The 26,751-nt window shown below is 71.2% G+C and carries 19 protein-coding genes and 2 pseudogenes; 6 read left to right on the forward strand and 15 right to left on the reverse strand.

All coding sequences use genetic code 11. The features are described 5' to 3' along the window. Positions 1–3 precede the first annotated feature (3 nt). From iolD to iolC, 4 genes and pseudogenes are all read right to left on the reverse strand, one after another. Entirely contained in the window at positions 4–1,887 is a 1,884-nt protein-coding gene (gene iolD, locus ACFY5B_RS04585; protein ID WP_389964425.1) for a 3D-(3,5/4)-trihydroxycyclohexane-1,2-dione acylhydrolase (decyclizing), read from the reverse strand. Between the two features lie 50 nt (positions 1,888–1,937). After that, a pseudogene (locus ACFY5B_RS04590) lies at positions 1,938–2,087 on the reverse strand (5-deoxy-glucuronate isomerase); the annotation flags it as partial. Positions 2,088–2,187: 100 nt separating this feature from the next. Beyond that, positions 2,188–3,078: a deoxyribose-phosphate aldolase gene (locus tag ACFY5B_RS04595; RefSeq protein ID WP_344453778.1), complete on the reverse strand. Its 891-nt coding sequence runs from the start codon at positions 3,076–3,078 to the stop codon at positions 2,188–2,190. Beyond that, on the reverse strand, positions 3,075–4,025 hold the full coding sequence (gene iolC, locus ACFY5B_RS04600) for a 5-dehydro-2-deoxygluconokinase (protein ID WP_389964428.1): 951 nt from the start codon (positions 4,023–4,025) through the stop codon (positions 3,075–3,077). The genes ACFY5B_RS04595 and iolC overlap by 4 nt, the downstream gene beginning before the upstream one ends. 451 nt (positions 4,026–4,476) lie before the next feature. On the opposite strand from iolC, the gene ACFY5B_RS04605 reads away from it, so the two are divergent. After that, positions 4,477–4,677 (forward strand): AlpA family transcriptional regulator, encoded by a 201-nt coding sequence (locus ACFY5B_RS04605; protein ID WP_104779857.1) that lies wholly within the window; start codon positions 4,477–4,479, stop codon positions 4,675–4,677. Between the two features lie 58 nt (positions 4,678–4,735). On the opposite strand, the pseudogene ACFY5B_RS04610 reads toward ACFY5B_RS04605, so the two are convergent. Together ACFY5B_RS04610 and ACFY5B_RS04615 are read right to left on the reverse strand one after the other, a co-directional pair. After that, positions 4,736–5,012: pseudogene (locus tag ACFY5B_RS04610) on the reverse strand (alcohol dehydrogenase); the annotation flags it as partial. A gap of 116 nt (positions 5,013–5,128) precedes the next feature. Further along, the gene (locus tag ACFY5B_RS04615; protein WP_389964432.1) at positions 5,129–7,354 is read right to left on the reverse strand and encodes an MMPL family transporter; all 2,226 of its coding nucleotides are present in this window, start codon (positions 7,352–7,354) and stop codon (positions 5,129–5,131) included. 196 nt (positions 7,355–7,550) lie between these two features. On the opposite strand from ACFY5B_RS04615, the gene ACFY5B_RS04620 reads away from it, so the two are divergent. From ACFY5B_RS04620 to ACFY5B_RS04630, 3 genes are all read left to right on the forward strand, one after another. After that, on the forward strand, positions 7,551–8,201 hold the full coding sequence (locus tag ACFY5B_RS04620) for a TetR/AcrR family transcriptional regulator (RefSeq protein ID WP_389965144.1): 651 nt from the start codon (positions 7,551–7,553) through the stop codon (positions 8,199–8,201). Positions 8,202–8,286: 85 nt separating this feature from the next. After that, positions 8,287–8,526 (forward strand): heavy-metal-associated domain-containing protein, encoded by a 240-nt coding sequence (locus ACFY5B_RS04625; RefSeq protein ID WP_107455074.1) that lies wholly within the window; start codon positions 8,287–8,289, stop codon positions 8,524–8,526. A gap of 205 nt (positions 8,527–8,731) precedes the next feature. Continuing rightward, positions 8,732–10,972 carry a heavy metal translocating P-type ATPase gene (locus ACFY5B_RS04630; RefSeq protein ID WP_389964436.1) on the forward strand — a complete coding sequence of 747 codons (2,241 nt, stop codon included), beginning with the start codon at positions 8,732–8,734 and terminating at the stop codon, positions 10,970–10,972. Positions 10,973–11,736: 764 nt separating this feature from the next. Here the strand turns inward: ACFY5B_RS04630 and ACFY5B_RS04635 are convergent. Both ACFY5B_RS04635 and ACFY5B_RS04640 read right to left on the reverse strand, forming a co-directional pair. Then, complete coding sequence (locus ACFY5B_RS04635) at positions 11,737–13,026, reverse strand: citrate synthase (protein ID WP_062926960.1); 1,290 nt, start codon at positions 13,024–13,026, stop codon at positions 11,737–11,739. Between the two features lie 179 nt (positions 13,027–13,205). Further along, entirely contained in the window at positions 13,206–15,485 is a 2,280-nt protein-coding gene (locus ACFY5B_RS04640; protein WP_389964440.1) for an ATP-dependent RecD-like DNA helicase, read from the reverse strand. Between the two features lie 537 nt (positions 15,486–16,022). On the opposite strand from ACFY5B_RS04640, the gene ACFY5B_RS04645 reads away from it, so the two are divergent. Both ACFY5B_RS04645 and ACFY5B_RS04650 read left to right on the forward strand, forming a co-directional pair. Next, positions 16,023–16,193, forward strand: coding sequence for a hypothetical protein (locus ACFY5B_RS04645; protein WP_157851227.1), 171 nt, complete (start codon positions 16,023–16,025; stop codon positions 16,191–16,193). Between the two features lie 137 nt (positions 16,194–16,330). Next, complete coding sequence (locus tag ACFY5B_RS04650; RefSeq protein WP_389964444.1) at positions 16,331–16,846, forward strand: GNAT family N-acetyltransferase; 516 nt, start codon at positions 16,331–16,333, stop codon at positions 16,844–16,846. Between the two features lie 97 nt (positions 16,847–16,943). Here the strand turns inward: ACFY5B_RS04650 and ACFY5B_RS04655 are convergent, their stop codons facing one another. The 7 genes from ACFY5B_RS04655 to ACFY5B_RS04685 form a co-directional block, all read right to left on the reverse strand. Beyond that, entirely contained in the window at positions 16,944–17,261 is a 318-nt protein-coding gene (locus tag ACFY5B_RS04655; RefSeq protein WP_389964447.1) for a hypothetical protein, read from the reverse strand. A 214-nt stretch (positions 17,262–17,475) separates the two neighbouring features. Beyond that, entirely contained in the window at positions 17,476–19,656 is a 2,181-nt protein-coding gene (locus ACFY5B_RS04660) for a bifunctional polysaccharide deacetylase/glycosyltransferase family 2 protein (protein WP_389964450.1), read from the reverse strand. A gap of 1,002 nt (positions 19,657–20,658) precedes the next feature. Further along, complete coding sequence (gene rbsD, locus ACFY5B_RS04665; RefSeq protein ID WP_389964453.1) at positions 20,659–21,048, reverse strand: D-ribose pyranase; 390 nt, start codon at positions 21,046–21,048, stop codon at positions 20,659–20,661. Next, complete coding sequence (locus ACFY5B_RS04670; protein ID WP_389964456.1) at positions 21,045–21,947, reverse strand: ribokinase; 903 nt, start codon at positions 21,945–21,947, stop codon at positions 21,045–21,047. The genes rbsD and ACFY5B_RS04670 overlap by 4 nt, the downstream gene beginning before the upstream one ends. A 75-nt stretch (positions 21,948–22,022) precedes the next feature. Beyond that, positions 22,023–23,972, reverse strand: a complete 1,950-nt coding sequence (locus tag ACFY5B_RS04675; RefSeq protein ID WP_389964459.1) for a substrate-binding domain-containing protein — start codon at positions 23,970–23,972, stop codon at positions 22,023–22,025. Further along, on the reverse strand, positions 23,962–25,509 hold the full coding sequence (locus ACFY5B_RS04680; RefSeq protein WP_389964461.1) for a sugar ABC transporter ATP-binding protein: 1,548 nt from the start codon (positions 25,507–25,509) through the stop codon (positions 23,962–23,964). Before ACFY5B_RS04680 ends, ACFY5B_RS04675 begins: the two co-directional genes overlap by 11 nt. Further along, a complete protein-coding gene (locus ACFY5B_RS04685; protein ID WP_389964464.1) occupies positions 25,506–26,525 on the reverse strand; it encodes a LacI family DNA-binding transcriptional regulator in 1,020 nt (339 codons plus the stop codon). Before ACFY5B_RS04685 ends, ACFY5B_RS04680 begins: the two co-directional genes overlap by 4 nt. Positions 26,526–26,751: the final 226 nt, after the last annotated feature.

Below are 26,751 nucleotides of genomic sequence, written 5' to 3' on the forward strand. Positions count from 1 at the left end.
CCTTCACAGATGGCGGCGTCGGGTGGAGACGTGCCGTTCGTACAGCTCACGTGCCTTGACCGCGGACGGCCGTGTCGCGGTCTCGGCCACGGGTACATCCCACCAGGCCTGCGCGGGAGGCGCGCCCGACACTGTGTCTGCCGTTTGGGTCTCGACGTAGACACATGTGGGAGTGTCGGCCGCCCGGGCCTCGGCGAGGGCCTCCCGCAGGTCCCGGACGGTCTTCGCGCGCAGGACGCGCATGCCGAGGCTGGCCGCGTTGGCGGCGAGGTCGACGGGCAGCGGCGCCCCGGTGTACGAGCCGTCCTCGGCCTGGAAACGGTAGGCGGTGCCGAACCGCTCGCCACCGACGGACTCGGACAGGCCGCCGATGGAGGCGTAGCCGTGGTTCTGGACGATCAGGACCTTGATCGCGATGCCCTCCTGCACGGCCGTCACGAGCTCCGTCGGCATCATCAGGTACGTGCCGTCGCCGACCAGGGCCCACACGGGCCGGTCCGGGGCGGCCATCTTGACGCCGATGGCGGCCGGTATCTCATAGCCCATGCAGGAGTAGCCGTACTCCAGGTGGTACTGGTCGGGCGACCGGGTCCGCCACAGTTTGTGCAGGTCGCCGGGGAGGGAGCCGGCGGCGTTGATCAGGATGTCCGAGGCGTCGGCGATCTCGTCCAGGGCGCCGAGGACCTGCGGCTGGGTGGGGCGGGTGTCGGGTTCGTCCACCTCGTAGCAGGCGTCGACGCGCTGCTCCCAGCGTTCCTTGTCCTCGGTGTACTCGGTGGCGTAGGTGCCGGCGACCCGGTACGCGTGCAGCCGGAGGGCGTCGGTGAGCTCCTGCAGGCCGCTGCGGGCGTCCGCGACCAAGGGGTGCCCGGCGAGCTTGTGACCGTCGAAGGGCGCGATGTTGAGGTTGAGGAAGCGGACGTCCGGGTTGCCGAACAGCGTGCCGGAGGCGGTGGTGAAGTCGGTGTAGCGGGTGCCGACGCCGATCACCAGGTCGGCGGTGCGGGCGAGTTCGTCCGCGGTGGCGGTGCCGGTGTGGCCGACGCCGCCGACGTCCTGGGGGTGGTCGTGGCGCAGGGAGCCCTTGCCCGCCTGGGTGGAGGCGACCGGGATGCCGGTGGTCCGGGCGAACTCGGCGAGGGCCTCCTCGGCGCGGCTGTGGTGGACGCCGCCGCCCGCGATGACCAGGGGCCGCTTCGCCGAGCGGATGATCCCTACCGCCTCGGCCAGTTCCGTCGGGTCGGCGCCGGGCCGCCGCACGGTCCAGACGCGCTCGGCGAAGAACTCCTCGGGCCAGTCGTAGGCCTCGGCCTGCACGTCCTGGGGCAGGGCGAGGGTGACGGCGCCCGTCTCGACCGGGTCGGTGAGGACGCGCATCGCGTTCAGCGCCGAGGGGATCAGGGCCTCGGGCCGGGTGACCCGGTCGAAGTACCTGGAGACCGGGCGCAGGCAGTCGTTGACCGACACGTCGCCCGCGTACGGCACTTCGAGCTGCTGCAGGACCGGGTCGGCGGGGCGGGTCGCGAAGACGTCGCCGGGCAGGAGCAGCACCGGCAGGTGGTTGATGGTGGCGAGGGCGGCGCCGGTGACGAGGTTGGTGGCCCCCGGGCCGATGGACGTCGTCACCGCGTGCGTGGACAGCCGGCCGGACTGGCGGGCGTAACCGACCGCCGCGTGCACCATGGCCTGTTCGTTGCGGCCCTGGTGGTACGGCATCTCCTCGGCGTGTTCCAGGAGCGCCTGGCCGATGCCGGCGACGTTGCCGTGGCCGAAGATGCCCCAGGTGGCGCCGATGAGCCGCTGCCGGACGCCGTCGCGTTCGGTGTACTGGGCCGACAGGAAGCGCACGAGCGCCTGTGCGACCGTCAGTCTCGTCGTCGGGGTCATCGGTGTCCCTCCCTCTGGGTGGTCACGGGTACGCGACGCCCGCACCGAGCGTTCACAGGGCGAGGCCGCGTACGCCTCTCCCGGGAGACCTCCGGCGCGGGGCCGTAGCGGGCGGGGAGTTGTCGCTCGCACTTCGCTCCTGCCAAAGCAAAGCGGCTTCCCGCGCCGGAGGCGATCTGGTCCCGGGACCCGCCCGGGAGAGGGAACTGCCACACTTCCGCGCCGCCGCCCGGAAGGGGGAACCCTCGGTCTTGCGTACCGTCGTCCGACATGAAGGTCCGGGTGGTCATGACGCGGCCCTCACAGCAGTCCGACAGCGGTGTCCACGGCGGCGGCCACATCGCCGTCCGCCGGATACAGCAGTGAGCGGCCGACCACCAGCCCGCGCACGGTGGGCAGGCGCAGGGCGCCGCGCCACTTCTCGTACGCCCCGGCCTGCTCCTCGACGGAGCCCCCGACCTCTCCGCCGAGCAGCACGGCGGGCAGGGTCGACGTCGCCATGACCTCGGCCATGTCGTCGGGGTTCTCGGTGACCGGCACCTTCAGCCAGGTGTAGGCGGAACTGCCGCCCAGGCCCGAGGCGATGGCGATCGACTTGGTGACGGCCTCGGCGGAGAGGTCGTTCCTGACCTTGCCCTCGGGGGTGCGGTGGCTGAGGAACGGCTCGACGAAGACGGGGAGTCGACGCGCGGCCATGTCGTCGATCGCGCGGGCGGTGGACTCCATCGTGGTGAGGGAGCCCGGGTCGTCGTAGTCGATGCGCAGGAGCAGCTTGCCCGCGTCGAAGCCCAGGCGCTCGATGTCCTCGGGGCGGTGGCCGGTGAAACGGTCGTCGAGTTCGAAGCGCGCGCCCTGGAGGCCGCCGCGGTTCATCGAGCCGAGGACGATCTTGCCGTCCAGGGCGCCGAGCAGGAGCAGGTCGTCGAGGATGTCGGCGGTGGCGAGGACGCCGTCGACGCCCGGGCGGGACAGGGCCAGGCAGAGGCGTTCGAGGAGATCGGCGCGGTTGGCCATGGCCATGCTGCGACCGCCGGCTCCGAGGGCACCGCGGGCCGGGTGGTCGGCCGCGATGATCATCAGGCGGCCGGTGCCGTTCATCAGCGGCCGGCGGGTGCGGCGGGCGGCGGCCTCGGCGATCGCCTCCGGACGGTGGCTGCGCAGGTTGACGAGCTCGGCGATGTCGACGGTCACTGGACGGCCCCCGCGGTGACGGCCGCCTCGATCTCGTCCGGGGTGGGCATCGCGGAGGAGCACTCCAGGCGGGAGGCGACGATGGCCCCGGCGGCGTTGGCGTGCCGCATGATCTTCTCCAGGTCCCAGCCGGCCAGCAGCCCGTGGACGAGGGAGCCGCCGAAGGCGTCTCCGGCGCCGAGGCCGTTGAGGACGTTCACCGGCAGCGGCGGGACCTCGGCGCTCTCGCCCTCGCGGTTCACGGCGAGGACGCCCTTGGGGCCCTGCTTGACGACGGCGAGTTCGACGCCCGCGTCGAGGAGGGCAAGGGCGGCGGCGTGGGGTTCGCGCACGCCCGTGGCGACCTCCACCTCGTCGAGGTTGCCGACGGCGACGGTGGTGTGCCGCAGTGCCTCCGCGTAGAAGGGGCGGGCCGCGTCGGGGTCGGTCCAGAACATCGGGCGCCAGTCGAGGTCGAAGACCGTCGTGCCGGACTTGGCGCGGTGGGCGAGGGCCGCGAGGGTCGCCGTACGGCTGGGCTCCTCGCTCAGGCCCGTGCCCGTGACCCAGAAGACCCGGGCGTCACGGACGGCGTCGAGGTCGAGCTCGTGGGCGTCGATCTCCAGGTCGGGGGCTTTGGGCCGACGGTAGAAGTACAGCGGGAAGTCGTCCGGCGGGAAGACCTCGCAGAAGGTGACGGGGGTGGGCAGGCCGGGCACCGGGGTGACCCAGCGGTCGTCCACGCCGAAGTCCCTCAGGGCCTGATGGAGGTAGGTGCCGAAGGGATCGTCGCCGGTGCGGGTGATCACCGCCGTCCGCCGGCCCAGACGGGCCGCCGCGACCGCGACATTGCTCGCGGAACCGCCGAGGAACTTGCCGAAGGACGTGACCTGCGGCAGCGGGACGCCGGTCTGCAGCGGATACAGATCCACTCCGATCCGCCCCATGGTGATCAGGTCGTACGTCATCGGTGTCCCCTCGATGCTCGGCTCTCCCGGCTTTGTAGCCCCCCTCTCGACGCCCTGTCAATGTTTTGTCCGGACATTCGGACCAGATCATGACAGCGCTTTCCCGATCCGATGGCGGTGTCCCTGTCCGCAGTCCTTACGGTTCCGAGTCTTCAACCCCCCGCCCCGGTCCGCCTCTCCGGTCGGCCGCGATCGGATCCGAGCGCGGCGTCAAGAAAACCCGCCGCCTCACCGGCGCGCGTCTTTGCCCCGGCTGTGTCACAAACGCCCCTCCCCTGTCACACATGTCGCGTGTACGCGGGGCTTCCGTCACACCCGGCGCACAGGCCCTGCCCGGTATCACGGGCCGTCGTTGACCGGACACAGGCTTGTTGATCGCCAGCGCAGCGCCCGGCTCCCCCGGACGGCCGTCCACGGCCGCCGCCGTGGTGCGCGCGGGGAGGTGCACGTCATGACCGACCGAAGACTCTGGTCCTACAAGGAGATCGCGGCGCACATCCGGGTGCAGCCGGACACCGTGCGGTCCTATCGAAAACACGGGCTGCTACCCCCGCCCGACCATGTCGAGGGCGGCAAGCCCTACTGGTACGCCGACACGGTCCGGGCCTGGGTCGCCTCCAGGCCCGGCAACCGCGGCCGAAGAACCGACTGACCCGATCCCTCCCCTTCGTGCCCCACCGTCGCGTGGGGCACGGCCGTCCGCCGGCGCTTCAGCTCCACGGCTCGATGACCGTCGCCCCCGCTCCCGCCGCCGTCCCCCTCGCCGCCAGCGCGGACGGGACCTCCTCCAGCGCGATCGTCGACGTCACCAGCAGATCGGGGCGCAGCACGCCGCTGCGGACCGGTTCCAGCATCGGCGGGCATGTTGTGCGCGGCCATGCCGTGGCTGCCGAGGCGTTCGAACTCCAGGGCGATCACGCGGGCCATCGGCACGAGTGTCGTGCCGTCCGGCGAGGGCAGCAGGCCGACCTGGACGTGCCGACCGCGGACCGCCCTCGCACCCCGGCCGGCCGCGCCTCGGTCGGTCGCGACCCGGTCCGTCGCACCCCGGCCGGTCGCGCCTCGGCCGGTCGCGCCTCGGCCGGTCGCGCCTCGGGGGAACGCTAGTCCCGGGACCCGACCTTGTCCCGGGCCGGTTCCCGCGCCCCCGCCGGTTTCCGCTTCCCCGCCGATGCCGGCTCCCCCTCGGTCAGGCCGAAGCGTTCGTGGAAGCGACGCAGGGGGGCCGGGGCCCACCAGGTGGCGCGGCCCGTCAGGCGCATGACCGCCGGGACCAGGAGGCTGCGGACGATCATCGCGTCCATCAGGACCGCCAAGGCGATACCCAGGCCGAGCATCTTGGTGTTGGTCACCCGGGAGGTGCCTATCGCGACCATGACCACGGCCAGGATGACCGCCGCCGCCGAGATCAGCCCGCCGGTGCGCTGGAGGCCGTGGCGGACGGCCTGGTCGTGGTCGCCGGTGTGGTCGTACTCCTCCTTGATGCGGGAGAGCAGGAACACCCCGTAGTCCATGGACAGGCCGAAGGCCACGCAGAACATCAGGACCGGCAGGGTCGTCTCGATGGACCCGGGGCTGGTGAAGCCGAGCAGGCCGGAGAGGTGGCCGTCCTGGAAGACCCAGACGACCGCACCGAACATGGCCGTCAGACTGAGCGCGTTCAGCACGACCGCCTGGATCGGAATCAGCACGCTGCCCGTGAGGAGGAAGACCAGGAGCAGGGTGACGATCGTGATGAAGACGGCCGCGAGGGGCAGGCGCTCCCCTATGGCGTCCTTGGAGTCGACCAGGACGGCCGCCGTGCCGGTCACCTCGGTGCCGAAGGGGGCTCGGACCGCGCGCAGTTCACCGACGAGACGCTGCGCCGGATCGCCGACCGCCTCGCCCTTCGGCAGCACCGTGAAGTACGCGGAGTCGCCCTTCACCAGAGGGCCGTCGACCCGGGCCACGTCGGGCAGTGCGGCGACGCGCTTCTTGTAGGCGCCGTACTGCGCCTCGGTGGCACGGCCCTCGGCCAGCACTTCGAGGCCGCCGCCGGGGCTGCCCGGGAAGCCTTCCCGGATGTGCTGCTGCACGACATGGGACTCGGACGTCGAGGGCAGCTGGCGGTCGTCGGCGGTGCCGAACTTCACGCCCAGGAAGGGCAGTCCGAGCAGGACGAGGACCGCTGTGGTGCCGAGGGCGAAGAAGGGGGCGCGGCGCATGACGAGCGTCGCCGTGCGGGCCCAGGCCCTCCCTTCCTGCCGGGTGGGGTCCGGCCGCTGTCCGCGCCGGAACAGGCGGCGCAGGTCCAGCGCGTTGACCCGGTGGCCCAGCAGGATCAGCGCCGCCGGGAGCAGGATCAGCGCGGCCGCGGCGGCCAGCAGCACCACGGCGATCCCGGCGTAGGCGAAGGAGCGCAGGAAGTACTGCGGGAAGACCAGCATCGCGGCCAGGGACACCGCGACCGTGAGGGCGGAGAAGAGGACGGTGCGGCCGGCTGTGCGCAGGGTCGTGCCGATCGCGGTCAGGGGCTCGGCACCCGTGGACAGTTCCTCGCGGTACCGGCGGACGATGAAGAGCGCGTAGTCGATGGCGAGGCCCAGGCCGAGGGCCGTGGTGAGGTTGAGCGCGAACACGGAGACGTCCGTGAGCTCGGTGAGGCCGCGCAGAACGGCGTTCGTCCCGAGGATGGCGACGATGCCGATGCTGAGCGGCAGCAGGGCCGCGACGGCGCTGCCGAAGACCATCACGAGCAGCACCAGCGTCACCGGCAGGGCGATGAGCTCGGCCCGGGTGAGGTCCTCCTGGATGATCGTCTGCATCTCGTGCCGCACGGCGACCGGGCCGCCGATGCCGGCCTCCACCGGGCCGTGCGCGCCGCGGTAGTGGGGTGCGATGCGCTCCAGCGTCGCGCCGGCGGTCTTCTCGTCGCCTGTGATGCGGGCGGCTATCAGCGCCTCGTGCCCGTCCTCCGCGCGCAGGGCCGGGGTGCGTGACTGCCAGTAGGAGCCGACTCCGGTGACGCCCCGCTCGCCCGCGAGCCGCTCGGCGAGCCGCTCGGCCTCGGCGGCGACGGCCGGGTCGTCGACGGAGGCCTCGCCCGCGTCGATCAGGAGCAGCAGGTTGGGCTGGGAGCTCGGGAACTCGCGCTCCAGGGCCTTGGTCGCGTAGGTGGACTCGGCGGCCGGATCCTCCCAGCCGCCGGCACCGAGCCGGTCGGCGACGCCGCTGCCGGCCAGCACCGCGAGCGCGGTGATCACCAGCGCCACCAGCAGCGACAGCCTGGGCCGGGCGGTGACGAAACGGGTCCAGCCGCCGACGCGCGGTGGTGTGTCGACTTCGGTCATCGTGCGGTGTCCCCTTCACCGTGCCCCGTGTCCAGGCGCAGCCTGACAGCATGGAGCTGCCATAGACTGGCAAACACGAGAGATCGCTCGCATTTCTGCGGACTCCAGAATGCGAGCGACCACTCGCGTTTGTCAATCGCGTCCTGAGACCTGGGGATAACGCGTGCCCGAGAAGACCGAGAAGCCCGCAACGGAGATCGAAGGGGCGACGACCGCCGAAGCGGCGACGACCACCGAAGAGCGGCCCCGGCGACGGCAGGCCCGCGGTGAGCGGCGGATCGCCCAGCTGCTCGAAGCCGCTGCCCGGGTCTTCGCCACGACCGGCTACACGGCCGCCAGCACCAACGCGATCGCCCGCGATGCCGGCGTCTCCCCCGGGACGCTGTACCAGTTCTTCCCGAACAAGGAAGCGATCGCGATCGAGCTGGGCAGCCGGCTCATGCATGAGATGCGGCAGTCGTACGACGAGGTCCTCACCCCGATCACCTCCGACACGACCCCGCTGGAGGAGGTGATCGCCGGGACCGTCGACCGCTTCATCGAGTTCAACTGCCGCCATCCGGCCTTCTTCGTGCTGATGCACGGCCCCGACATCCCGGGCCGCATCGCCGAGGAGCACGACGCCCTGCACACGACGCTGGTGGCCCGCGTCGAGACGATCCTGGCCCCGTTCGCACCCGACGCGCCCCGGGCGGCCGTCACCCGCATCGCCCAGATGTGCGTCGGCATCTACAAGGCCGGCCTGGAGCTGGTCCTGGCCCACGAGGGCGACGAGCGGGAGGCGTACGTACAGGAGCTGAAGGGTGCCCTCGTGCGCTACCTGGAGCCGCTCATGGGGACGTCGTGAATTGATACCCCCTAGGGGTACAGTGGAATGTGCGGGTCCCTCAGCGGACCCCACAGCCCCACATGCCTCGACGAGGAGTAACGACATGACCGCCCAGACCGACACCACGGGCCCCGTCACCACCGTCTTCAAGGTGAGCGGCATGAGCTGCGGACACTGTGAGGGCGCGGTCTCCGGTGAGATCTCCCAGATCTCCGGCGTGAGCTCGGTGACGGCCGTCGCCAAGACCGGCGAGGTCACCGTCGTCTCCGCGACCCCGCTCGACGACGAGGCCGTACGCACCGCGGTCGACGAGGCCGGCTTCGAACTGGCCGGCCGGGCCTGAGCCACCCGGGCCCGGCAGCCGACGGAGGCCGAGCCACCCGGGTCCGGCCCACAGCCGGGCCCGACCCCACCCGAGTCCGGCAGCCGGCAGGTCTGAGACGCGCCGACCCTGGCACTCGTACCCGTGTACGGGCCGTACGCCGCCGCCCCGGCCCGTACGGCCCGTTCCGCTTCCCGGGCGCCCGCATCTCCTGGAGTCAGAGGACATGACCAGCACCACCGCCCAGGCACCGGCCGACCGTGAGCCGGCCCTCGCCGAGGTCGAGCTGCTCATCGGCGGGATGACCTGCGCCTCCTGCGCGGCCCGCGTCGAGAAGAAGCTCAACCGCATGGACGGCGTCTCCGCCACGGTGAACTACGCGACGGAGAAGGCCCGGGTCGCCTATCCCGCGGGCATCGAGGTCGCCGATCTGATCGCCACCGTGGTGAGGACCGGCTACACCGCCGAGGAGCCCGCACCCCCGCGGGAGGAGGCCTCCGAGGCCGAGACGGAAGACCCCGAGCTGTCGGCGCTCCGCCGGCGCCTCACCGTCTCCGCCGCCCTCGCCCTGCCCGTGATCCTCCTGGCCATGGTCCCGGCGTTCCAGTTCGACAACTGGCAGTGGCTCTCGCTCACCCTCGCCGCACCGGTCGTCGTCTGGGGCGGGCTCCCGTTCCACCGGGCGGCCTGGACGAACGCCCGGCACGGCGCCGCCACCATGGACACCCTGGTCTCCCTCGGCACCCTGGCCGCGTTCGGCTGGTCCCTGTGGGCGCTGTTCCTGGGCGACGCGGGCATGCCGGGCATGCGGCACCCCTTCGAGCTCACGGTCTCGCGTGGGGACGGCGCCTCCTCGATCTACCTGGAGGTCGCCTCCGGCGTCACCGCCTTCATCCTGCTGGGCCGCTACCTTGAGGCCCGTTCCAAGCGCCGCGCGGGAGCCGCGCTCAGGGCGCTGATGGACCTGGGCGCCAAGGACGTGGCCGTGCTGCGGGACGGGCGCGAGGTGCGGATCCCGGCGCAGCGCCTCGCCGTCGGGGACCGGTTCGTCGTACGGCCCGGCGAGAAGATCGCCACCGACGGCACGGTCGTCGAGGGCGCCTCCGCCGTGGACGCCTCGATGCTGACCGGCGAGTCGGTGCCGGTGGACGTGGCGGCCGGGGACGCGGTCACGGGCGCGACGGTCAACGCGGGCGGACGGCTGGTCGTAGAGGCCACCCGGGTCGGCGCCGACACCCGGCTCGCGCGGATGGCGAAGCTGGTGGAGGACGCGCAGAACGGCAAGGCCGAGGTGCAGCGGCTCGCCGACCGGGTCTCCGGGATCTTCGTTCCGGTGGTGCTGCTGATCGCCGTGGCGACGGCCGGGGCCTGGCTCGGGCTGACCGGGGACGGCGTCGCCGCGTTCACGGCGGCCGTCGCGGTCCTGATCATCGCGTGCCCGTGCGCGCTGGGCCTCGCCACTCCGACCGCGCTGATGGTCGGCACGGGCCGGGGCGCGCAGCTCGGCATCCTCATCAAGGGCCCGGAGGTCCTGGAGTCCACGCGCCGGGTGGACACCGTCGTCCTGGACAAGACCGGCACCGTCACCACCGGCCGGATGACCCTCCAGGAGGTGCACGTCGCCGAGGGCACCGACGAGAAGGAGGCGCTGCGGCTCGCGGGCGCCGTCGAGCACGCCTCCGAGCACCCGGTGGCCCGGGCGATCGCGCGGGGCGCCGAGCAGAGCACCGGGCCGCTCCCGGACGTCGAGGGGTTCGAGAACGTCCCGGGGCGAGGCGCACGCGGGCGCGTGGAGGGCCGTGACGTCGCCGTGGGGCGGCTCTTCGACGACGTTCCGCCGGAGCTGGCCCGCGCGCGGGACCAGGCCGAGCGGGCCGGGCGTACGGCCGTCCTGGCCGGCTGGGACGGGACGGCACAGGCCGTGCTGGCCGTGGCGGACGCGGTCAAGGAGACCAGCGCCGAAGCCGTGCGGGAACTGCGCGCGCTGGGGCTCACGCCGGTGCTGCTGACCGGGGACAACCGGACGGTGGCCGCGACGGTGGCCGCGGCCGTGGGGATCGAGCAGGTGGTGGCCGAGGTCCTGCCCGAGGACAAGGTCGCCGCGGTACGGCGGTTGCAGGCCGAGGGGCGGGTCGTCGCCATGGTGGGCGACGGCGTCAACGACGCGGCCGCGCTCGCCGCCGCCGATCTGGGCCTGTCCCTGGGCACGGGCACGGACGCGGCGATCGAGGCGGGGGATCTGACGCTGGTCCGCGGCGATCTGCGGGTGGCCGCGGACGCGATCCGGCTGTCCCGCCGGACGCTGGCCACGATCAAGGGCAACCTGCTGTGGGCCTTCGGCTACAACGTGGCCGCGCTGCCGCTGGCCGCCGCGGGCCTGCTGAACCCGATGATCGCCGGGGCCGCGATGGCCTTCTCGTCGGTCTTCGTCGTCACGAACAGTCTGCGACTGCGGACATTTCGGTGAAGTCGCCCGAATTCCACCTAAGTTCACGGCGAACGTGATTTGAGCCCCTCTGGAGTCCCGGGCCCGGCTCACATAAGCTCTTCACAAGGCTCGCGCATCATCCTTACGCTTGGGCCCCGGACGGGATATCCGGGCTCTTGCGCATCTAACGGACATATGCAAGAGACGCAGATCACAGTGATGTGAACGTAACCATCTGAGGGGTTCGAAGGTCTAAGTTGACGATGTCGGGGAGCGTCTTGGGGGGCGCCACCTGGCATCTGGGGATGTCTTGGGGGACTTTCCCAGGTAGAGGTACCTCCCTGCTCCAACGGAGTTGAGAGCTTGGGGGAGCGTTGCCGGGGCACGTACACCGGGAAGCTTTGAGCGGCCCTCCCGGGCGTGCGCTGTCCCGGCAGATCGCACCTCACAGAAGTACGGCGAGTTCTGCTCGTTCTGCTCAACAGCGATTCAGGCGCTGTCCTCACAGACGCCCGGCCGGATCCCGTGGGGGGAATCCGTACCGGGACTGGGAAGGCGCCCTGGACGTCGGCCCGTGGGGGGACCGACGCCGGGGCGCCTTCTTCATTGCGTAAGAAATCACGTGAGAGATCAGGCGAGAACACTCACCCGAGCACCAGCCCGCGCCCGGCCCGACCACGCGGAAGCGCCCGCGCCCGACCACGCGAAAGCCCCGCGTCCGGCAACGCACAAGCCCCGCGTCCGGCAACGCAAAAGCCCCCGCACCCGGCAAGCGGATACGGGGACCTGACGCGGTACTGCGCTCAGCGCTCCTCGACGGGGACGAAGTCGCGCTCGACCACGCCCGTGTAGATCTGGCGCGGGCGGCCGATGCGGGAGCCCGGCTCCTTGATCATCTCGTGCCACTGGGCGATCCAGCCCGGCAGCCGGCCGAGGGCGAACAGGACCGTGAACATCTCGGTCGGGAAGCCCATGGCCCGGTAGATCAGACCCGTGTAGAAGTCGACGTTCGGGTAGAGGCTGCGCGAGACGAAGTAGTCGTCGGAGAGCGCGTGCTCCTCCAGCTTCAGCGCGATGTCCAGCAGCTCGTCGGACTTGCCGAGAGCGGACAGCACGTCGTGCGCGGCGGCCTTGATGATCTTGGCGCGCGGGTCGAAGTTCTTGTAGACCCGGTGGCCGAAGCCCATCAGGCGGACGCCGTCCTCCTTGTTCTTCACCTTGCGGATGAAGGTGTCGACGTCGCCGCCGGAGTCGCGGATGCCCTCCAGCATCTCCAGCACGGACTGGTTGGCGCCGCCGTGCAGCGGGCCCCACAGGGCGTTGATGCCGGCGGAGATCGAGGCGAACATGTTCGCCTGCGAGGAGCCCACCAGGCGGACCGTGGAGGTCGAACAGTTCTGCTCGTGGTCCGCGTGCAGGATCAGCAGCTTGTCGAGCGCGGAGACCACGGTCGGGTCCAGCTCGTACTCCTGCGCGGGGACCGAGAAGGTCATGCGGAGGAAGTTCTCGACGTAGCCGAGGTCGTTGCGCGGGTAGACGAACGGGTGACCGATCGACTTCTTGTACGCGTACGCGGCGATCGTCGGGAGCTTGGCGAGCAGCCGGATCGTGGAGAGGTTGCGCTGGCGCTCGTCGAACGGGTTGTGGCTGTCCTGGTAGAACGTGGACAGCGCCGAGACGACCGAGGAGAGCATCGCCATCGGGTGGGCGTCGCGCGGGAAGCCCTTGTAGAAGTTCTTGACGTCCTCGTGCAGCAGGGTGTGCTGCGTGATGTCGTTCTTGAACACCGAGAGCTCGTCGACGGTCGGCAGCTCGCCGTTGATCAGCAGGTAGGCGACCTCCAGGAAGGTGGAGCGCTCGGCCAGCTGCTCGATCGGGTAGCCGCGGTACCGCAGGATGCCCGCTTCGCCGTCCAGGTACGTGACGGCGGATTTATAGGCGGCCGTGTTGCCGTAACCGCTGTCCAGCGTCACCAGACCGGTCTGGGCGCGGAGCTTTCCGATGTCGAAGCCCTTGTCACCGACGGTGCTGTCGATCACCGGGTAGGTGTACTCGCCGTCGCCGTACCGCAGTACTACAGAGTTGTCGCTCACGTCTTCCCTCACCGACGTTGTGCCTCATCTTCGAGGTTGCCCTGACTGTCTCTACCATCCCCCACTTGGCTCAGGAGAGTGCACTCGGGGTCGACCATCGGGCCTATTGACGGCACTGAGTGCCGTCAACTTGCTCATCCTGCCCCCTGGGTCCCCCTTCCGGAAGTGTCTTGTGACCTTCACGACTCATTTGATCGATCATTTTTTGCGGAACCGAGCCGGAAGTCGAGTGCCGTGCACCGCCGGCCCGCCGAAATCGTGCGCACCGCCTGGCCGATCGCCTTGCGCGAACCGACGAGGACGACCAGCTGCTTGGCCCGGGTGACCGCCGTGTAGAGCAGGTTGCGCTGAAGCATCATCCAGGCGCCCGTGGTGACCGGGATGACCACCGCCGGGTACTCGCTGCCCTGGGAGCGGTGGATCGTCACGGCGTACGCGTGGGCCAGCTCGTCGAGCTCGTCGAACTCGTACGGCACCTCCTCGTCCTCGTCCGTGAGCACCGTCAGGCGCTGGTCGACCGGGTCGAGCGAGGTGACCACGCCGACGGTGCCGTTGAAGACACCGTTCTTGCCCTTCTCGTAATTGTTGCGAATCTGGGTGACCTTGTCGCCGACACGGAACACCCGTCCGCCGAATCTCTTCTCGGGCAGGTCGGGCCGGCCCGGGGTGACGGCCTGTTGCAGCAGGCCGTTCAGGGTGCCCGCGCCGGCCGGGCCGCGGTGCATGGGGGCGAGGACCTGGACGTCCCGGCGCGGGTCCAGGCCGAACTTGGCCGGAATCCTCCGGGCGGCCACGTCGACGGTGAGCCGGCCGGCTGCCTCGGTGTCGTCCTCGACGAAGAGGAAGAAGTCCTTCATGCCGTCCGTGACCGGGTGTTGGCCGGCGTTGATCCGGTGCGCGTTGGTCACCACACCGGACTGCTGGGCCTGCCGGAACACCCGTGTGAGCCGGACCGCGGGGATCGGGCCGCCGTCGGCCAGGAGGTCCCTCAGGACCTCGCCCGCGCCGACGCTGGGCAGCTGGTCGACGTCCCCGACGAACAGCAGATGAGCCCCCGGCGGGACGGCCTTGACGAGCTTGTTGGCGAGCAGCAGGTCGAGCATGGACGCCTCGTCGACCACCACCAGATCGGCGTCCAGCGGGCGGTCCCGGTCGTAGGCCGCGTCGCCACCGGGCTTGAGTTCCAGCAGGCGGTGGACGGTGGAGGCCTCGGCGCCGGTCAGCTCGGACAGGCGTTTGGCGGCCCGGCCCGTGGGGGCGGCGAGCACGACCTTCGCCTTCCTGGCACGGGCCAGCTCCACGATCGAGCGGACCGTGAAGGACTTGCCGCAACCCGGGCCGCCGGTGAGGACGGCGACCTTCTCGGTCAGCGCCAGCCTGACGGCGGCCTCCTGCTCGGGCGCGAGCTCGGTGCCGGTGCGCCCCTTGAGCCAGCCCAGCGCCTTGTCCCACGCCACGGTCCGGAAGCCCGGCATGCGGTCCTCGTCGGTACGCAGCAGGCGCAGCAGCTGGGCGGAGAGGGAGAGTTCGGCGCGGTGGAAGGGGACGAGGTAGATCGCGGTGACCGGCTCCCCGCCGTCGGGGCCGGGCACCTTCTCCCGTACGACGCCGGGGTCCGCGCCGTCCTCCTGCGGCTCGGCCAGTTCGGCCAGGCACTCGATGACCAGGCCCGTGTCGACCTGGAGCAGCTTCACCGCGTCCTTGATCAGCTGCTCCTCGGGGAGGAAGCAGTGGCCCTGGTCGGTGGACTGGGACAGCGCGTACTGCAGGCCCGCCTTGACGCGCTCCGGGCTGTCGTGCGGGATGCCGACGGACCGGGCGATCTTGTCGGCGGTGAGGAAGCCGATGCCCCAGACGTCGGACGCGAGCCGGTACGGCTGGTTCTTCACGACGGAGATGGAGGCGTCGCCGTACTTCTTGTAGATGCGCACGGCGATGGAGGTGGACACCTCGACCGTCTGGAGGAAGAGCATGACCTCCTTGATGGCCTTCTGCTCCTCCCAGGCGTCGGCGATCTTCTTGGTCCGCTTGGGGCCGAGTCCGGGGACCTCGATGAGGCGCTTGGGCTCCTCCTCGATGATTCGGAGGGTGTCCATGCCGAAGTGCTGCGTGATCCGGTCGGCGAAGACCGGGCCGATGCCCTTGACCAGGCCGGAGCCGAGGTAGCGGCGGATGCCCTGGACGGTGGCCGGCAGGACCGTCGTGTAGTTCTCGACGTGGAACTGCTTCCCGTACTGCGGGTGGGAACCCCAGCGGCCCTCCATGCGCAGGGATTCGCCCACCTGTGCGCCGAGCAGCGCGCCGACGACCGTGAGCAGGTCGCCGGCGCCTCTGCCGGTGTCGACGCGGGCGACCGTGTAGCCGTTCTCCTCGTTGGCGTACGTGATGCGCTCGAGTACGCCCTCCAGCGTGGCCAGTCGCCGCTCGCCCGTCTGGGCTGCCCCCGCCTGATCGGTCATGATCCGACCGTACCGCCCGGGTACGACAGTGCGGCGAGGCCGGATCTCCGGAGCGGCCCCCGCATCAAGCGACCGATCAGTATGCGGCCGGGGGCTCACCTTTCACGGTGAATCCACAAGAAAGCCGGAAACTTTACAGTTCAAGCATCCGGGCTGCCCTTTTTGTGATTCCGTCACATGGAAGAATTCAGGGGTCCATGAAAAAGGGGGGGCGGACTCGATTCCGGAGCGACCGTGATGCCGATGCGTCCCCCAGGCCCGAGTGCCCCCGGGCGCGCGCACAAGGCGGGCACCCTTCTCGTCGGCCTGTGCGCGGTCAGCACATTGACCCTGCTCGTGACGGCTCCGATGTCCGGACACCGCGCGATCGTGGCCCCGGGGGGTTCCGCGCCGAGCCAGAGCACACCCGGTCCTCCCCCGTCGAATGTGGCACCGCTGCCGGAATTCCCGCCCCCTCCCGGTCCGGGGACGGGCTGATTCCGCCTCGGTCGCCCCATTCCCACGGCCCCGAATGACGACGAAGGACGACGAGGAACGATGTCACCCCAGGCCCAGAGCGTCGCTCTGTGGATCATGTCCCTGGCCATCAACATCACGGCGGCGTGCGCGGGGATCGTCTGGGGCTGGGAGGCCTTCGCGCAGTTCCTGCTGCCGGCGTTCGGGTCGGTGGTGGGGGCGTCGATGGTGAGCTACAGCCTGCGGCGGTGAGGGCGCCGACCAAAAGCCCTTACGCGGGGGCGAGGGGGTCCGTCGCGCGCATCGCTGCGACCGCCTCGGCGACCGTGCGTCGAGGGTGGGCGAAAGTCGATTGCCGCCCCGCGATCGCCTGAGTAGTGTCCCCCGGCATGCCCCCGACCCTGCGCACCGCGCGCCTGTTGCTCGACGCCTACAGCCCGGACGACGAGGAGAGCTTCGTCGCTCTGTTCCAGGACACGAGGGTGTCCCGGTGGATGGGTGACGGGCCTGTCGCCGAGGCGGAGGACCGGGCGCTGTTCGGGCGGATCTTCAGCAAGGTGTACGCGGGGAACCTGTTCGACGTGTGGGCTGTCCGGCGCGGGGGGCTCCTCGTCGGGCACGCGGAGATCAAGTGGACCGAAGAGGCCGGAGGGCACGAGATCGTCTATGCCCTGGGCCCTGAGGTCTGGGGCAGCGGGCTCGGAACGGAGCTGGCGGAGGCGCTCGTGGGTTACGGCTTCGAGGCGCTCGGACTGACCGAGGTGCACGCCACCGTGGCCGCGCAGAACCAGGCGTCACTGCGCCTGTTGGGCAAGATCGGGTTCGAACACACCCGGGACATCGTCGAGGACGACGGCACTCTCACGTACCTGCTGACCCGCCGTCTGCCGGTGTGCTCCCGGTGACGTACGGGTACGGGGCCGCCCGGCGGCTCCGTACCCGAGACCGCCGGAAGGGGCGTCGGGCGCCCGCACCTCTTCGGCCGCACAGCGCGTCAGGAGGTCAGGGGGCCAACACGGGCCGCAGGACGCCCCTGGTCTCCTCCTTCTCGACCGCCGCCGCGCCCTCGTCGCACCGGGTCTCCTGCGTCGGCATGCCCTGGGGCCCGAACAGCACACTCCAGACGATGTCTTCGAGGCCATGTCTCTGGACGCGGGTGGTCTGGCACGAAGAACTCCCGTCCGGGTCGCGGCCGGGCAGCGCGGCGGCGTGGGCGGCGACGGGGGCGGCGGAGGCCAGGGCTGCCGCGAGGACGATGACGGTCGCGCCGGCCGAGTGCGCGAGTGAACGGTGCACGGAGTGCAGTCGGGAAGTTTTCATGATCACACCCTGAGCGCAGAAGCACCCGGGAGAAAGGCTGACGGCCCCGAGGGCCGGCCAACTCAACCCGATCGTGCGATGCGCTGAGGGCAATCGACCGAGCGGGCGTCGGCAAGGGCGGCGTCAGAGCGCTTCGGTGACCTCGGTGACCTCGGTGAACCGGGTGGGCCATCCGGCCCAAGGGGTATCCGTAGCGCCCGCCGCCGGGGCCGGTTCACGGCCGGGTGGAGGGCTGAGGCGGCAGCATCACGTCTCCGCTGCGGCTGAGCCGCTGCCAGGGCAGTCGGTAGCCGTTGATCGCGGTCAGGCAGGCCTGGACGAGGACCAGGTACATCACCTGGCGGTAGACGATCTGCTGGAGCGGCAGCGCCCACAAGGGCCGGAGCGGTTCGCCGTCGAGGTGGAAGGCGTACGCCGCGCAGACGGCCTGCACGGCCAGCACGCCGCTCCAGGCGAGCACCGTGGTGAGCGGGTTCCCGAACACCAGGCCGTACAGGGCCAGTATGTCGATCAGGGGGGCGAGCAGCGGGGTGAGGATCTGGAAGACGGCCAGCAAGGGCAGACCCCGGCGGCCGAAGCGGCCCGCGGGGCCACGCTCGACCAGCGCGTGCCGGTGCTTCCACGCCGCCTGCATCGTGCCGTAACTCCATCGGTAGCGCTGGCGCCACAGTTGCCGCAGCGAGACCGGTGCCTCGGTCCAGGCGAGCGCGTCCGGCACGTAGCGGATCTCCCACCCGGCCCGGTGCAGGGCCATGGTGATGTCGGTGTCCTCGGCGAGCGTGTCCGCACTCATCATCCCGGCGTCCCGCAGGGCCTCGACGCGGAACGCCCCCACGGCACCGGGAATGGTGGGCAGGCAGTGCAGCAGGTCGTACATGCGGCGGTCGAGGTTGAAGCCCATGACGTACTCGATGTGCTGCCAGCGGCCGAGCAGACGCCGGCGGTTGCCGACCTTGGCGTTGCCCGCGACGGCGCCGACGCGGGGGTCGGCGAACGGCTGGACGAGGCGGCCGACGGTCGAAGGGGCGAAGACGGTGTCGGCGTCCAGCATGACGACGAGGTCGTGGGAGGCCCGCAGCACTCCGTTGTTGAGGGCGGACGGTTTGCCGCCGTTGGGCTGCCGGATGACGGTGACGTTCTCCAGGGCGAGGGACTGGGCGAGGTCGGCGGTGCCGTCGTGGGATCCGTCGTCGACGACGACGATCTCGACGGGGTGGTCGCTCGCGGCGAGCGAACGGAGTGTCTTGGGGATGCACAGCTCCTCGTCGTAGGCGGGTATGACGACGCTGACGGGCCGGGTGACGGGTCGGTGAGCGCCGGTGTGCCGGAGCCGGTACCGACGGGCGTGACGGCGGGCCAGCACGAGCAGGAGCACACACCGTGCGAGGACGAGCGAACCGACCACCAGCAGCAGCACACTGACGGCCGACACCGCTGTCCCGGACAGGGTGACAGCGGCCACGAAGATGCGGCCCTGCCACAACTCCGCCGTGCCGACGGGGCTGGTGAAACTGTCGGTGCCGACGAGGTCGGCGAGGGTGGTGAAGCGGTACCCCTGGGCCTTCAGCCGGGGGATCAGAGTCTCGAGCGCTTCGACGGTCTGGGATCGGTCTCCTCCCGCGTCGTGCAGGAGGACGACCCCGCCGGCCGGCGCGTCGGGCACGGCCGCGTCGGCGATGGCCCGGGCGCCCGGCCGCCGCCAGTCGTTGGTGTCGTGGTCGATGAACGCCAGGACGTAACCCTTCTCCCCCAGACGCCGGGTCACGGTCCACGCGCGCGTGTCGAGTGCCGAGGTCGTCGAGGAGTAGGGCAACCGCATCAGCGACGTGTTGACGCCCCCGGCCCCGGCGAGGGCGAGTTGGGTCAGCGCGAGCTCACGGTCGACGGTACTCGCGGACTGGGTGGCCAGGTCCGGGTGGGAGAAGGTGTGCGCACCGACCTCGTGACCGGAACGGATCACACGACGCAGAACTCCCGGGTGGCGCACGGTCTGTTGCCCGGTGACGAAGAACGTGCCGGGCGTGCCGTAGTGGTCGAGAACGTCCAGTACGCGGGGCGTCCAAGTGGGGTCGGGGCCGTCGTCGAAGGTCAGCACGACGGTCTTGGCCGGTGGGCGATAGGTCCGCAGGTGATCGTCGGTGGTGTCGACGACCGGGCCACCTCCGGCGATCACGCGGGGGACGCCGGAGGTGGGGCGCCCGCCGTGCCCTTCCTGGTCACCGGTGAAGCCCCGCGTGGTGTACCCCTCGATCAGGAGGACCGAGGCGACGAAGGCCAGCAGGACGACGGGAACGACGATGCGGAAACGGTGCCGCGGCGACAGGGGCGCTCGCGACCGCCGCGGACCGGGCGACCTCGGTGAGCGACCGGGTGACCGGTGAGGGCGCCGCGACATCAGGGAACCTCGGCCACCGGGGGGTCGGAGGGCAGGAGGGTGGCGGCCGTGGAACCGGACGGCGCCACGGGGCTGGGGGCCGGTGCCGGGGGCTGGGAGCCGGGCGGCGGCGTTTGCGCCGGGGGCTCGGGGGCCGGCGGGGCGGTGGTCGGCGGAGCGGGCGGGGGCGAGGCGGGGGTGGTGCCGACGCCGGGCGTGGGGGTGGTGCCCGTGCCGGGGGCCGGGGTGGTGCCCGTGCCGGGGGTCGGGGTGGGAGCAGCGGGATCGCCGGGGGTCGGGGTGGGAGCAGCGGGATCGCCGGGGGTCGCGGGCTGCGACGGTGAGGTTGCTGGTGCTTGCGGGTCTGATGTGTCAGGGCGTGCCGGTGAGCCGGCCGGTGGGTCCCCGGGCAGCCGGGGCGGAGCTACGGGAGCGCCGGGCTCGGCGGCTTGCGGAATGAGCAGGGTGCTCGGGGAGCCGGGGCCCACCCGTTCCGACGCGGGAAGCTCGCCGGGTACCTGGGGCCTCGGGCCGGGTGTGCGGGGTCCCGGCGCTTGGGGCCCCGCGATGTCGCCGGGCAGGATGGCCCCCGGGGCGAAGGGAGTTGCTCCCATCAGGCTCAGACCCAGGACCGCCATGTACGTGGCCGCGGCGGTGGCCAGCCCGTAGCCGGTGCGTCGCAGATACCGCGCACGCCGACCGGAGGAGTCGACGAACACAGGGGTGCTCCGCTCGCCCGGCGATCCCTGTCCCGTATGCCCCCTATTGGCCCGAAGAAGCGCCATGAATTCAGCGTACGCCGCCGCGACGCGGGAGAGTTCCTCAAGAAACCGGCAAGAATTTCTTACCTGTCGTGCAACCCTTCTCGCCCTACGCGGGTCGTACTTGATGTCAGGACCCTTGGGGGAGGGGATCTGGGGGGATCGCGGGGGTTCCTGACGGGAGGGGAAAAGCCGAGGGGGCCCGGTCGACGGACCGGGCCCCCTCGAAACGTTCAGAGCCTCGCGCAACCCTCCGCCGGCGTCAGAAGAAGACCCCGCACCTCAGCAGGACGTTCGCGTACGGCCGTGCCTCGCCCGTGCGGACGACCAGCCGGGCCCCCGCCGACAGCTCCTTGAGCCGTTCGTGGGACACGAGGTCCAGCCCCGGGAAGTGCCCGTCCAGCAGTGACGACGCCTCCGGGTTGGCCTCCCGCAGCTCCTGCGCCGCCGTCGCCCCCTCGACCACCAGCTCGGCCAGCAGGCCGTCCAGTACCTCGGCGAACGACGGCACGCCCGCCCGGAAGGCCAGGTCCACCACCCGGGGGCCGTCAGGGATCGGCATGCCCGCGTCGCACACCAGCACCCCGTCGCCGTGGCCGAGCTCGGCCAGCGCTCCGGCGAGGTGACGGTTCAGTATTCCGGCCTTCTTCATGATCCGGCGACCTCCGCCGCCGTCGGGAAGGACGCCTGCGCGCCCTCCTTGGTCACGGTCACGGCACCCACCCGAGTCGCGTACGACGCCGCCTGCGCCAGCGACTCGCCCGCGCCCAGCCGGTAGGCCAGCGCCGCGGTGAAGGAGTCGCCCGCTCCCGTCGTGTCCACCGCCTCCACCTTCACGGCCGGCACCCGCGAGACGCCCTCCCGCGACGCCACCAGCGCGCCCTGTCCGCCCAGCGTCACCACCACCGACCTCGGGCCCTTGGCGAGCAGGATCCGCGCCCAGTCCTCGGGGGTGTCCCCGACGGCGGAGTCGCCCAGGATCACCTTCGCCTCGTGCTCGTTCACGATCAGCGGGTCGCAGGCCGCCAGCACCTCGGGCGGAAGGGGGCGGGGCGGGGACGGGTTCAGCACGAAACGGCTCTCGGGCGCCAGGTTCCGTACGGTCTCCACCACCGTCTCCAGCGGGATCTCCAGCTGTGCCGACACCACCTTGGAGCCCTGGAAGAGGCATCCGGCGGCCCTGACGTCCTCGGGTGTGAGACGGCCGTTGGCGCCGGGCGAGACGACGATGCTGTTGTCTCCCGACGGGTCGACCGTGATCAGCGCGACGCCGGTCGGCGCACCGCCCACCAGCACTCCCACCGTGTCCACGCCCGCCGCGCGCTGCGAGTCCAGCAGCAGCCGGCCGTGCGCGTCGTCGCCGACCCGGGCCAGCAGGGCCGTGCGGGCACCGAGCCGGGCGGCGGCGACCGCCTGGTTCGCGCCCTTGCCGCCCGGGTGGACGGCCAGGTCGGAGCCGAGCACGGTCTCGCCGGCACCGGGCCGGCGCTCCACTCCGATCACCAGGTCGGCGTTGGCCGACCCCACGACCAGGAGGTCGTAGTCGTACATGAGTTACTCCCCACGTGAGTGACATGGCCGGGTGGTCACCCACGCTGTGGACAACCGCCCGGCCGTTCCCCGATGTCAGCCGCTGAAGCCGGACACGTTCTCCTTGGTGACCACCTTCACCGGCACCTTCACCGTCTCCTCGACGTCCTTGCCCTGGAGTGCCTTCAGGGCGTTGTCCACGGCGATCTTCCCCAGCTGGGACGGCTGCTGCGCCACGGACGCGTACAGCGTGCCGCCCTCGACGGCCTTCAGTCCGTCCGGCGTGCCGTCGAAGCCGACGACCGAGACCGACGTGCCGGCCTTGGAGCCCAGTGCCTTGATCGCGCCGAGCGCCATCTCGTCGTTGGCGGCGATGACGCCCTGGACGTCCGGGTGGGCCTGGAGCAGGTTCGACATCACGTCGAGGCCCTTGGTGCGGTCGAAGTCGGCGGGCTGCTGGGCGACGACCCGGATGCCCGGGTAGGCCTTGAGGCCGTTGGCGAAGCCCTGCGCGCGCTCCCGGGCCGCGGACGTGCCGGCCTGGCCCTGGAGGATCACGATCTTGCCCTTGCCGCCCAGCTTGTCGGCGATCGTCTTGGCGGCGAGTTCACCGCCGGCGACGTTGTCGGAGGCGACCAGGGTGTCCAGCTTGGCGTTGTTGACGACGCGGTCCACGGCGATGACCGGGATGTCCGCCTTGTCGGCGGCCTTGACCGAGTTGCTCGCCGCGTCCGAGTCCACCGGGTTGACGATGATCGCGCCGAGCCCGGAGCTGGTGAAGTTCTGCAGCTGGTTGGCCTGCTGGGAGGCGTCGTTCTGGGCGTCCGTGACGGTCAGGTCGACACCCAGCTTCTTCGCCTCGGCCTGGGCGCCAGCCCGGATCTGCACGAAGAAGGGGTTGTTGAGGGTCGACAGCGACAGGCCCATCTTCGGCTTGTCCGCGGAGGCGGAGCCGTTGTGCAGGAACGACGTGGCGCCGACGATCGCGACGGTGACCACGGCCGCGAGCCCGTAGGTCGCCGCCTGCCTGCCCTTGCCTCCCTGGGAGGCACCGGCCACCGGGGTCGCCCCCGCCTTGCGCCGCAGCGTGTCGAACAGCACCGCGAGCGCGATGACGACACCGATGACGACCTGCTGCCAGAACGCCGACACGTTCAGCAGGTTCAGCCCGTTGCGCAGCACGGCCAGGATCAGCGCGCCGATGAGGGTGCCGGAGGCCTTGCCCGTGCCGCCCGCGAGGGAGGCGCCGCCGATCACGACGGCGGCGATCGCGTCCAGCTCGTAGCCGTCGGCGGCCTGGGGCTGCGCGGACGACAGCCGGGCCGCGAGCACGACACCGGCGACGGCGGCGAAGACGCCGGAGAAGGCGTAGATGGCGAGCTTCTGCTTCTTCACGCGCAGGCCGGACAGCCGCGCCGCCTCCTCGTTGCCGCCGATCGCGTACATCGAGCGGCCGATGTAGGTCCGGCCGAGCACGAAGGCCGCGATCAGTCCCATGACGACCATCACCAGGACCGGCACCGGCAGCCAGCCGCCGAGCGTGTCGCCGAGGTGGGAGACGGAGTCGGGGAAGGCGATCGGGGAGCCCTCGGAGATGACGAGGGACAGGCCGCGGGCCACGGACAGCATGGCCAGGGTCGCGATGAACGGCGGCAGCTTGCCGTAGGAGATCAGGATGCCGTTGACCAGGCCGCAGACGATGCCCGTGGCTATGGCGAGCAGCACGGCGAGGAAGACCGGGACGCCCGCCGAGGTGGCGCTCCAGGCGAGGACCGTGGCGGACAGCGCGGCGACCGAGCCGACCGACAGGTCGATGCCCGCGGAGACGATCACGAACGTCACGCCGAAGGCGAGGATGGCCGTCACGGCCGCCTGCACGCCGACGTTGAGGAGGTTGTCCGTCGTCAGGAAGTCGCCGGACAGCGCCGACATCGCGATGACGAGGACGATGAGCGCGGTCAGCGCCCCGTTGTCGAGCAGGAGGCGGCGCAGGCCTCCCGAGGCGTCACCCGCGCCCGTCGTGCTCTTGAGCGTGTCAGTGGCCACGGGAGGCCTCCGTTCCGGTCGTGATCGTGTTCGTGGTCGTGCTCGTCGTCGGGGTGCTGACGGCGAGGGCCATCACGGCGTCCTGGGTCGCCTCGTCGGCGGAGAGTTCACCGGCGATCCGGCCCTGGGCCATCACCAGCACCCGGTCGCTCATGCCGAGCACCTCGGGAAGATCGCTGGAGATCATCAGGACGGCCGCGCCGGCTGCGGTGAGTTCGTTGATCAGCTGGTAGATCTCGACCTTGGCGCCGACGTCGATGCCGCGTGTCGGCTCGTCGAGGATCAGCACCTTGGTGTCGGCGAGCAGCCACTTGCCGATGACGACCTTCTGCTGGTTGCCGCCGGAGAGGGTGCGCACGTGCTGGCCGAGTCCGGCCATCCGCACGCCGAGCTGCTTCGCGATCCGCTCGGCGGCCTCGCGCTGCCCCTTGAGGTCGACGAGCCCGCCGCGCGTGGCCGACCGCAGCGTCACCAGGCCGAGGTTCTCCTCGACGGAGGCGTCCAGCACCAGGCCCTGGCCCTTGCGGTCCTCGGGGACGAGCCCGATGCCGGCGGTCATGGCCGCGTTGACGTCGTACTTGGTGATCGGGGCGCCGGAGACCTTCACCGTGCCCTTGTCGTACGAGTCGGCTCCGAAGACGGCCCGTACGACCTCGGTACGGCCGGCGCCGACCAGTCCCGCGATGCCGACGACCTCACCGGCGTGCACCTCGAAGGCGACGTCGTGGAAGACGCCGTCCCGGGTGAGTCCCTCGACGGACAGCAGCGCGGCGCCCCGGTCGGCCCGCTCGCGCGGGTACTGCTGCTCGATGGAGCGCCCGACCATGAGCCGCACGAGCTCGTCCTCGGGTGTCGACGCGGGCACCTGGCCGACGCTCTTCCCGTCCCGGATGACCGTGACCCGGTCGCCGAGCGCGGCGATCTCCTCCAGGTGGTGCGTGATGAAGACGATCCCGACGCCGTCCTCGCGCAGCGCGCGCACGATTCCGAAGAGCTTGTCGACCTCCTCGGAGGTGAGCACGGCGGTCGGCTCGTCCATGATGAGCACGCGCGCGTCGAGGCTGAGCGCCTTGGCGATCTCGACCATCTGCAGACGCGCGATGCCGAGTTCACGGACCCGCGCGCGGGGCGACACGTCCACGCCGACCCGCTTCAGCAGCACCTCGGCGTCGGCCTCCATCCTCTTCCGGTCGATCATCCCGAACCGGCGCGGCTGGCGCCCGAGGAAGATGTTCTCGGCGACCGTGAGGTCGGGCACCAGGTTGAACTCCTGGTAGATGGTGGCGATCCCGAGCCGCTCGGAGTCCTGCGCACCCTGGATGCGCGTCTCCTCACCGCCGACCAGGATCCGCCCGGCGTCGGGGGTGTAGGCGCCGGAGAGCATCTTGATGAGGGTGCTCTTGCCGGCACCGTTCTCACCGAGCAGGACGTGCACCTCGCCCCGGCGCAGATCGAAGTCGACGCCGTCCAGCGCGACCACGCCCGGGAAGGTCTTCCGTATGCCCTCGATGCGCAGCAACTCGTCCGCGTTGCTCACGTCGTGCTCCTTTGCACTGGGGTTGGGTTCTGGCCGCACGAGCGGCGTACGACGAGCCGGGCGGGGAGGGTGACGGACTCGCCGGACCGGCCCTCGATGCGGTCGACCAGGGCCCGTACGGCGGCCCGGCCCAGCTCGCCCGTGGGCTGGGCGATCGCGGTGACCGGCGGGTCGGTGTGCACGAACCACGGGATGTCGTCGAACGCGGCCAGCGCGAGGTCGTCCGGGACGCGCAGGCCACGCGCGCGTACGGCGTCCAGCGCGCCGAGCGCCATCAGGTTGTCCGCCGCGAAGACGACCTCGGGCGGCTGGGCCAGGTCGAGGAAGCCCTCGGTGACCAGCCGGCCGCTCTCGGCCTGGAAGTCGCCCTGCCCTATGTAGGCGTCGGGCAGTTCGAGCCCGTACGCGCCGAGCGCCTCCCGGAAGGCCTCGACGCGCTCCTGGCCGGTCGTGGTCGCCGCCGGGCCCGCGATGATCGCCAGCCGCCGGTGCCCGAGCCCGTGCAGATGCGCCACGAGGTCCCGCACGGCGGCCCGGCCGTCCGCCCGCACCACCGGCACGTCCACGCCCGGGATCCACCGGTCCACGAAGACCATGGGCGTCCCGGCTCGCGCGGCGTCCAGCATCAGCGGCGAGCCGCCGTCCGTGGGTGAGACGAGCAGTCCGTCGATACGGCGGTCCAGGAGGTTCCGTACGTGGTGGTCCTGGAGGTCCGGCCGCTCGTCGGCGTTGCCGATGATGACGCTGTAGCCGAGCGCGCGGGCCTCCTCCTCGACGGAGCGGGCCAGCTCGGTGAAGTAGGGGTTCATCACGTCGCTGATGACCAGGCCCAGGGTGTGGGTCTGGTCGGTGCGCAGCGAGCGGGCGACGGCGTTCGGGCGGTAGCCCAGGGTCTCGACGGCGGCCAGCACGCGGGTGCGTGCGTCGGCGCTGACCGACGGGTGGTCGTTCAGGACGCGCGAGACCGTGGCGACGGAGACGCCGGCCTCGGCAGCGACGTCCTTGATGCTGGCCACCGCCGCTCCACCTCCTTGTGGATCAGTCGTGGGAGCACCGGGTGGGTGCTCGTGGAATCGATTACATCGACGGGAGCATGGAATCGATTACACGTGGCCGAATCAAGCCCCCGGCGGTACCTCTTGACCGGATCGTGATGTCGCGGGGCGCGGCCCGGCGGGCCACGCTGGAGGTACGGGGGTTTCCTGTGGGGCGTTCGAGGCCCTGACGGGCCGGAGCGGAGGA

Origin of the sequence: Streptomyces sp. NPDC013187 (genome assembly GCF_042899705.1) — a bacterium.
Taxonomy (GTDB): Bacteria; Actinomycetota; Actinomycetes; order Streptomycetales; family Streptomycetaceae; genus Streptomyces; species Streptomyces hawaiiensis_A.